This window comes from Oceanisphaera litoralis, assembly GCF_016907015.1.
Taxonomy (GTDB): domain Bacteria; phylum Pseudomonadota; class Gammaproteobacteria; order Enterobacterales; family Aeromonadaceae; genus Oceanimonas; species Oceanimonas litoralis.
Map to the genome: position 1 here is coordinate 18,908 of NZ_JAFBBE010000031.1, position 8,436 is coordinate 27,343.

General features: G+C 62.2%; 8 protein-coding genes. 1 reads left to right on the forward strand and 7 read right to left on the reverse strand.

Annotation, left to right across the window (positions count from 1 at the left end; all coding sequences use genetic code 11):
* Positions 1-115 precede the first annotated feature (115 nt).
* From HNR62_RS15185 to HNR62_RS15210, 6 genes are all read right to left on the reverse strand, one after another.
* The gene (locus HNR62_RS15185; RefSeq protein ID WP_204796919.1) at positions 116-1,180 is read right to left on the reverse strand and encodes a metal-dependent hydrolase; all 1,065 of its coding nucleotides are present in this window, start codon (positions 1,178-1,180) and stop codon (positions 116-118) included.
* A 261-nt stretch (positions 1,181-1,441) separates the two neighbouring features.
* On the reverse strand, positions 1,442-1,843 hold the full coding sequence (locus HNR62_RS15190; RefSeq protein ID WP_239552852.1) for a septal ring lytic transglycosylase RlpA family protein: 402 nt from the start codon (positions 1,841-1,843) through the stop codon (positions 1,442-1,444).
* Between the two features lie 21 nt (positions 1,844-1,864).
* Entirely contained in the window at positions 1,865-2,197 is a 333-nt protein-coding gene (locus tag HNR62_RS15195; RefSeq protein WP_204796920.1) for a DUF4144 family protein, read from the reverse strand.
* A 268-nt stretch (positions 2,198-2,465) separates the two neighbouring features.
* Entirely contained in the window at positions 2,466-3,854 is a 1,389-nt protein-coding gene (gene ccoG, locus HNR62_RS15200; RefSeq protein ID WP_204796921.1) for a cytochrome c oxidase accessory protein CcoG, read from the reverse strand.
* 170 nt (positions 3,855-4,024) lie between these two features.
* Complete coding sequence (locus tag HNR62_RS15205) at positions 4,025-5,452, reverse strand: aminotransferase-like domain-containing protein (protein WP_204796922.1); 1,428 nt, start codon at positions 5,450-5,452, stop codon at positions 4,025-4,027.
* Positions 5,453-5,467: 15 nt separating this feature from the next.
* Positions 5,468-6,028, reverse strand: coding sequence for an acyl-CoA thioesterase (locus tag HNR62_RS15210; RefSeq protein ID WP_204796923.1), 561 nt, complete (start codon positions 6,026-6,028; stop codon positions 5,468-5,470).
* 228 nt (positions 6,029-6,256) lie between these two features.
* On the opposite strand from HNR62_RS15210, the gene tyrR reads away from it, so the two are divergent.
* Complete coding sequence (tyrR, locus tag HNR62_RS15215) at positions 6,257-7,807, forward strand: transcriptional regulator TyrR (protein WP_204796924.1); 1,551 nt, start codon at positions 6,257-6,259, stop codon at positions 7,805-7,807.
* A 37-nt stretch (positions 7,808-7,844) separates the two neighbouring features.
* Here the strand turns inward: tyrR and HNR62_RS15220 are convergent, their stop codons facing one another.
* On the reverse strand, positions 7,845-8,324 hold the full coding sequence (locus HNR62_RS15220; RefSeq protein ID WP_204796925.1) for an SRPBCC family protein: 480 nt from the start codon (positions 8,322-8,324) through the stop codon (positions 7,845-7,847).
* Between the last annotated feature and the right edge of the window lie 112 nt (positions 8,325-8,436).

The window sequence follows — 8,436 nt, forward strand, 5'->3', positions numbered from 1 at the left end:
TCATCGACCCCATACGAAGCCACTTCGGTTCGACACATACAAATAATATTGCGTCCCTATCTGCAGCCGGACAGCCAGAGCGGCTGCCGGCCACCACCGGCCGAGGCCGCCGACCTCAGGGTGAAGGCGCCGGCACAGGCCCGGCATGATAATAGGGGTCGTCCAGCCAGCGTTGCATCGGCGGCAGCGGCTCACCCAGCGCCCGCCGCCACAACCAGTTGAGCGCAAGCCCCGCAGGCGGACGCTCACTGACCTGACGGGGTATGTCCAGCGCCTGCCATTGCTGCGCCGGCCCCCGCTCGGCCACCACAAAATTGAAACTGTAGCCGCGTTCCTGGCCCATGCGCAAATCGGTAATCAGCAACTGCCCCTGGCGCTCGCTCATCCTGAAAAAGCCCTTGCTGAACCAGGCCAGGCGCGCCACCTGGGGATGATGCCGCCACGCCCGATACAGATCCCGCCCCTGCGGATGACGAATAAACTGCGGCGGCTCCCTATCCAGCAACGAAATGAAGCCTTCAAGATACCCATCCGGGGTCATTACCAGCACCCGCCACAACAGGGTATTGAAGGCGGTGGGCGTGATCAGCCGCCGCTCGACCTCGATGCCCTGCTCCGCCAGCACCCGATCCGCCATTTGTGACACCTGCCACTGGGCAAGCAGACTCCAGCATAAATACAGGCTGCTCAGCCCCAACCCCAGGCGGTTGGCCGAAAGCCCCCGTCCGCCACGCCGGAACAGGGCCGCCGTCAGCCCCAGCAGCAACGGCAGTGTGTAGAGCGGGTCGATAATGAAGACACTGCCGATACCGAATGGATAATCCGTAAAAGGCCGGGCCAGCTGGGTGCCATACACCGTCATGTTGTCGAGCAACACATGGGTGATGAGAACAAGCCAGAGTGTCAGGGTCCAGCGGCGCCAGTCCCCTCGCTGACCGGACAGACGGCAGAGCAGCCAGGCAAACAGCGGAGACAGCAGGCTGAGGTAGAACAGGGAATGGCTGTCGCCTCTGTGATAGGTCATGTTGCTGACCGGATCGCCATAGTCGATCAACACATCCAGATCCGGCAGGGTACCGAACAAGGCGCCGATCAGCGCCGCCTTGCCCACCCCTGCCCGCTTGCCCATGACCGCCACACCCACGGCGGCGCCCAGGCTCAGTTGAGAAAGTGAGTCCATCTAAGGTATTCCCCCTGCTGAAAAGGTTGAGCGGCAACATCCCGGTCAGGCGGACAGTCTGATGGCATATGCGTCTTGCCTGTTACCGGCGACCGCACTGACTCGGGCTCCTTTGGTACCCGACGCACTGCCTTTGGTACCCGACACACTTATAGTGCCAGTCATTCCCCGGCCGGCCAATGCCGAACTGGCCCAACGGCTGAACCAGCGCTGTGTGCATCCGGTAATAACGCAACCGCAGATCCGGGTCTTTGCCGCCATTCAGGGGCTCAGCCGCTCTACCCGCACCGGCACCACGCCCGCACGGATCATGCTGATCTCGCGCGCCGCCTGGGCGGACAAGTCGATAATACGCCCCTTGGCGTAGGGCCCCCGGTCGTTGATACGCACTATCACCGACTTTTTGTTGTTGAGATTGGTGACCCGCACCCGGGTGCCGAACGGCAGGGTACGATGGGCCGCGGTCAGCGCATGCTGGTTGAAGCGTTCGCCACTGGCGGTGTTACGACCATGATGGCGGGCCCCGTAATAGGACGCCATGCCTTCGACACCAGACACCACTGTCGGAGTCGTGGGCGCAAAGGACGGCATGACATCAGTGCTGCAAGACTGTAACAGCAGTACTACCGGCAGCCACCGCAGCCAGCGTAAGGGAAGTATCATCGGGTTTGCCTCTTGCATCGTCTATTGCTGCTCCAGCCAGGCCACCAGTGCTATGGCCTCGGCCATGGTGCGCACCACCAGCTTGCTGGTGCAGCAGATACCCAGGCTGGCGGCATAGACTCTCAGCCCGGCATTGAGCTCAAACAGCGATACTAACCGCAGCTGAGGCTGCCAGTACAGATCACCGCTTGTTTGCTGCGACAGGGTTTGCTGTGACAGCAGATGCAAATAACCCTGGCTGTCGAGCAGCCGATCACCCACCCGGGGCCTGTGCTCGGCTACACCACCCGGGTCCGCCACCCAGGCATAGCCCTGCCCCTCGGCAAATTCGATGATGGCCGGCCAATGGATCATGTTTACTCACTCCTGTCTTCAATATGAGGTGTACGCGCCACCTTCGCGGTGGTGTTGACCTTGTAGACTCCCGCAGTCGCGGGAGTAAAACACAGGGTCATTCCCGCGCAGGCGGGAATCCAGAGCATGTAGCACCACGCTGCCCGCCATTGTATCGTAGGCAGAGACACTTTGGACCACGGCGTCATGCCGCTCGTGCAAGGTGCCGCCTCCTGGACTCCCGCCTTCGCGGGAGTGACGTTCATGGTTCGCGGGAGTATCGATCCCATTACCGCCCCGGGCTGAAAAACTGACTCTCGGCGCCGACTTCCACCTCGTCGTTGCCGGCCACGAAGCGCAGCGGTTGCATGCTGCCGGACAACAGGTCAGGGTCGACGGACAGGCTGATGGGCAAGCTGACGATTTCCCCGGCCGGCACCCTTACCTCGTCCGGCCCCGCCCAGCGTGATGCCGCCATGCCTTCCACCCACACCCGATAGTGCCGGGGCTGCTGGGTCCGGTTCGACAGCTTGAGGATGTAGGTATTTTCCACCCAGCCTTCCGGCGTTTCCCGAAACAGCTGGTTGCGATCCCGGTGCACGTCCAGCGCCATCGGCACCCGGCTGACAGCGGCATAGACCAATGCTGCCAGCATCAGCACCAGCATGACGCCATAGCCGACCAGCTTGGGCCGCCAGAGTCGGGTCTGACCGCCGGCCAGCTGACGCTCGCTGGCATGGCGGATCAGGCCGCCGGCGTAACCCATCCGGTTCATGGTCTGGTCACAGGCATCGGCACAGGCACCGCAGTTGATGCACTCGTACTGCAGGCCATCCCGAATATCGATGCCGGTGGGGCACACCTGCACGCACAGATTGCAGTCGATGCAGTCTCCCAGCCCCAGCGCCCTGGCGTCGGCCTTGCGCGCACGGGGTCCACGATGCTCTCCCCGGCCGGCATCGTACGCGATGCTGTAGGTATCCTGGTCGAACATTGCCGACTGAAAACGGGAATAGGGGCACATGTGGGTACACATTATGGCCCGCATCCAGCCGGCGTTGAGATAGGTGCACAGGGTAAAGAGCCCCACCCAGAAGGTGGGCAGCAGACCGGCAGACCACTGCAGCAAGCCGGTAACCAGCTCGGCGGCCGGCACAAAATAGGCGATGAAGGTAACGCCGCTGAGCAGGGAGATCAGCAGCCAGATCAGATGCTTGCCGCCCTTGCGCACCACCTTGTTCAGGCTCCAGGGGGCCTTGTCCCGCTGACGGCGCTTGTTGGCGCTGCCTTCCAGCTTCTCTTCCACCCAGATAAACCAGAAGGTCCACACCGTTTGCGGGCAGAGATAGCCGCACCATACCCGCCCCAGAAAGGCGGTGATAAAGAACAGGCCGAAGGCGGCCACCATCAGCAACAGCGCCAGCAGGGTCAGATCCTGGGGCCAGATGGTGATACCGAACAGATGAAAGCGCTGCTGTTCCAGATCCAGCAGCAGGGCCTGCTGGCCGTTCCAGCGCAGCCAGGGGCCGGCCAGAAACAGCAGCATCAGCCCCCAGCCGATCGACTGCCGCCACCGCTGCCAGCGTCCGCGCTGGGCTCGTACATAGACATGACCCTGACTGATGGGCCGGGGATCGGTACAGACCTTGACGTCAATCCGGGAAGAAAGGTTTTCCATAGGGCTCACATTGCTTGTTATGAGAAAGGCGGGCCGATGCCGGCCGGCACCGCCCGTTACGACCGGCGCAGTAAAACACGGCCGCTCGTCCCACAACATGCACAGTTGCCACCGAATAAAGCATAACAGTAATGACTGGCGAGATAGTTGCTATAACAGTACCGGTGAACTCAGGCTGGCGGCCCCGCGGCAATCAGCTCCCCGACCAGTTCGGCCAGTCGCCGAATGGCCGTCTCGCTGCGCGGATCCCAGGGCAGCGAGGCGTTCAGCCGAAAACAGTGCCGGTACTGCTCGTCGGCGGCAAACATGCGCCCGGGCGCTATGGTGATGCCCTCTTCCAGCGCCCGCCAGTACAAGCGGGTAGCACAGCAGTACGCCGGCAGCTCCAGCCACAGAAAATAGCTGCCTTCGGCGTAATAGACCCGCACCACATCGGGAAAGGCTCGCTGAATGGCCCGATGGAAGATGTGCTTGCGTTGCTCCAGGGTGCGCCTCAGGGTATGCAGGTGCTTGTCGTAACGATGCGAAGACAGGTAGTCGGCCAGCGCCAGCTGCATGGGGGCGCTGGTCGAGAGGGTGCTCATCAGTTGCAGCCGTTGAATGGCGTCAACCTGCTGCCCCGCCGCCACCCAGCCAATGCGGAATCCGGTGGCCAGGGTCTTGGAGAAAGAGCCGCAGTGCAGCACCCGCCCCTCTTTGTCCCAGGCCTTGACCGGCAAGGGTGGCTCCAGGCCGGCGTACAGCTCGCCGTAGACATCGTCCTCGACCAGACCGACTCCGTGCTCGGCCAGCAGCGCCAGCAATCGCTGCTTGCCGGCCGCCGGCATGGTGCCGCCCAGCGGGTTTTGACAGTGACTCATCAGCCAGCAGGCCTTGATCGGATATTGCCGCAAGGCCTGCGCCAGAGCATCCAGATCCATGCCCTGCTGCGGGTCCGTGGCCACCGCCACCGCCTTGAGCTGAAACCGCTCTATGGCCTGCAGGGCGCCGTAAAAGGCCGGTGACTCCACCACCACCCAGTCTCCGGGCCGGGTCAGGGCCTGCAGGCCGAGGTTGAGCGCCTCCAGCGCACCCGAGGTGATCACGATCTCGTCGGGCGAGATCTCCATGCCCCGGGCGGCGTAGCGTTGGGCAATGCTGCGCCGCAGATCGGCACAGCCCGGCGGCAGGGTCACGCCGGCCCCTTGCGACGGCATCTGCCGGGCCACTTTTATCAGAGACCGGGACAACTGATGCTGAGGAAACAGCGAGGCATCGGGAAAGGCGGAGCCCAGGGCCACACAATCGGGATCATTGCCGGCCTGCAGCAGGCTGAAGATAAAGGCGTTGATATCCACCGTTTCCGCCGGCAGCAGTGGCTGCGGCGGAGATAAATAACGGGTCGCCTCCCGGGCGGGGGCGACAAAATAGCCGGACTGGGGCCGGGAACGGATCCAGCCTTGGCTTTCGAGCAACTGGTAGGCACTGAGCACCGTCATCAGGCTCAGCCCCGAACGTCGCACCGTCTCGCGCAGCGAGGGCAACTTGTCGCCCTCCTGCCAGATGCCGGTGCGGATCTGCTCACGCAGCTGCTGTGCCAGCTGCTCGTAGCGGGTCATGAGCGGGGGCGCTTCTTACTCCTTCGGCAGCAGGCAGTTTTCGCCTTCCAGCTCGCTGAGGGCCTGGCCCAGCTCCAGCGCCTTGCGAATGTCGGTGATTTCCTGCTGATGGGCGCGGCGCAGTCTCTTGCGCAGCTTACCCATCACGAAACGGCGGATCTCTTCCTCGTCTTCCAGCTGCAAACCCGCCACCGGGCAGGGTTTGCGGGTCTGTTCGTCCAGTGCCACCATGGTGAAGTAAGAGGTATTGGTGTGCTTGACGATGCCCAGTTTGAAATCCTCCGAGACCACCTTGATACCCACTTCCATCGAGCTTTTGCCCACGTAGTTGACTGATGCGTACAGGGTCAGCAAATCGCCCACTTCGACCGGGTTGACGAAGTCCACCGAGTCTACCGAGGCGGTCACGCAATATCCCTTGGCATGGGTGGCCGCGCAGGTATAGGCAATTTTATCCATCAGCGACAGAATAGTGCCACCGTGTACCTTGCCACCGAAATTGGCATAGGCAGGCACCATCAGCTCCTTGAGGATGACCTGCGACGACTTGACCGTTCTATAAACCGCTTCGCTCATGACTTCACCTGAATATTATTTTTACTGAATAATCTGAATTTGTATCATACCGGCTCCGAGCCGGATGAAGGGGGCTAAGGATGTATGAGCCGGCCCCCGCCGTAAACCGTTCTATGGCAGAAAAGGCCGACTTTTTTGAAGTTTGCGGGGCAGGTCATCCGGTCGGGGCTCGTATCGGCATCGGGTGTAAGGTATTATTTACACTTCCAAAAGGCTCAAGACATTACCATGCGCTTAAAAGTGACCTGTGAAGACCGCCTGGGCCTGACCCGGGAGCTGCTCGATATCCTGGTGGAGCACCAGATTGACCTGCGCGGTATCGAAATCGATATCAGCGGCATCATCTACCTCAATTTCCCTACCCTCGACTTTGCCGCCCTGCAGCATCTGATGCCGGCCATCCGTCGTATTCCCGGGGTATTCGATGTCAAAACCATCGCCTGCATGCCCTCGGAGCAGGAACACAATGCCATCATGGCGTTGCTCAAGGCGCTGCCCGATGCGGTGGTGGCGGTAGGCACCGGCGGCCGGATCACCCTGGCCAACGACGCCGCCTGCGCCCTGCTCGACCAAAGCCCCCGGCAACTGGTGCAGCAACCCCTGGGTCCGCTGCTGAAGGGGGTGCATGTCGGCCGCTGGCTGGAGCAGGCCTCGCCCCAGCCGCTGAGTAAAAAAGTCACCCTGGACGGCGAGCCCTACCTGGCCGACTTTCTGCCCATCTGGGTCACCGAAGAGACCGGTGACCAGAGCCTGGCCGGCGCCGTGGTGGTATTCAAGTCCGCCTATCGCATCGGCCAGCACTTCAAGGTGATGCGCAGCCGTGACAGCGGCCAATTCGACGGCTTTGTCGCCCAGAGCCCGGCCATGGAAAAACTGCTGCACGAAGCCCGCCGGCTCGCCACCCTGGACGCCCCCCTGCTGATCCAGGGTGAAACCGGCACCGGCAAGGAGCTGCTGGCCCGGGCCTGTCATCAGGCCAGCCTGCACGGTGAAGGCCCCTTCATACTGCTCAACTGCGCCGCCATTCCCGACGAGGCCGCCGAAAACGAACTGTTCGGCTACGCCGCCGGCGCCTTCGGCAACAACACCCGGGGCAAGCGCGGGGTGCTGGATCAGGCCAACGGCGGCACCCTGCTGCTGGACGAGATTGGCGAGATGTCGGCGCTGATGCAGATGAAACTGCTGCGCGTGCTGCAGGACGGCGTCTTCCGTCGCCTCGGCGACGAGCAGGAAGTCAAGGTGGATATCCGGGTCATTTGCACCACACAGCAGGATCTGGCCAGCCTGGTGCAGGGCGGTCAGTTCCGTCAGGACTTGTTCTACCGGCTCAATGTGCTCAACCTGCGCATTCCCCCCCTGCGTGAACGGCAGAAAGACATAGTGCCGCTGGCCCAGCACTTCTGCATCCGCTTCGCCGCCGAACTGGAACGGCCCCGCCCCCGGCTGTCGCGAAGCCTGAGCGAATATCTGCAGCATTACCCCTGGCCGGGCAACGTGCGCCAACTGCGCCACAGCCTGTACCGGGCCATCAGCCTGCTGGAGGGGGACGAACTGAGCCTGGCCGAGCTGGCGCTGCCGGAGCAGAGCAGCCTCCAGGGGCTGGATACCCTGTGTGAAGGCTCGCTGGACGACGCAGTCAAAGGTTTCGAGCGTATGCTGCTGGAGCGGCTTTATCCCGAGTATCCCTCTACCCGCCAGCTGGCCAGGCGGCTCGACATCTCCCACACCGCCATCGCCAACAAGCTCAGGGACTACGGCATCGGCAAACACAAGAAATAACAAGAAGTATCAAGAAGTAACAAAAAGTAGCCCCGGCTCAGCGTCGGCCGCCGTTTAGCCGCCGGCTCTGCAGCCAGCGAGACAGACCCAGGGCGCCGTTCTGCATCATGGCGTCGTGGCTCCACACAAACAGCGGCCGGGCCAGGGGCGCGGTCAGGTTCATCCAGCGGCGGGTCGTGCGAACCCGCCACCGGTAACGCACCCGGGTAATACCCGCCGCCTCGCTCAGTTGCCAGCAGCCCCAGCCTTCCACATCGCCACTGGCCTGCCCCACTATCAGCCAGGGGGCATACAAGCGGGTCACCCGAATGTCGAAACACAGCGAGTAACCCAGGGGACTGCGCCAGTGATAACGATATACCCGGCCGGTGCCCTGCTCGTTGCATGAACCCAGCGCTTCTACCCGACGCAACCCCTGCCACCAATGCGGCCAGTGCAACGGCTGACTGATGGCTCCGTATACCTCTTCCATCGGCGCCGCCAGCTGCCAGCGGCTCATGAAGTCATAATTCGCCATAGCGTTATACCAACCGGATTGGCTATGTATGAGTTAACTGTGTCTGTGCCAATAAGATACTGTTTTCATTCGGGTTAGTGTGAGTTTCAAAGAATCGCCGCCAAGCCAGATA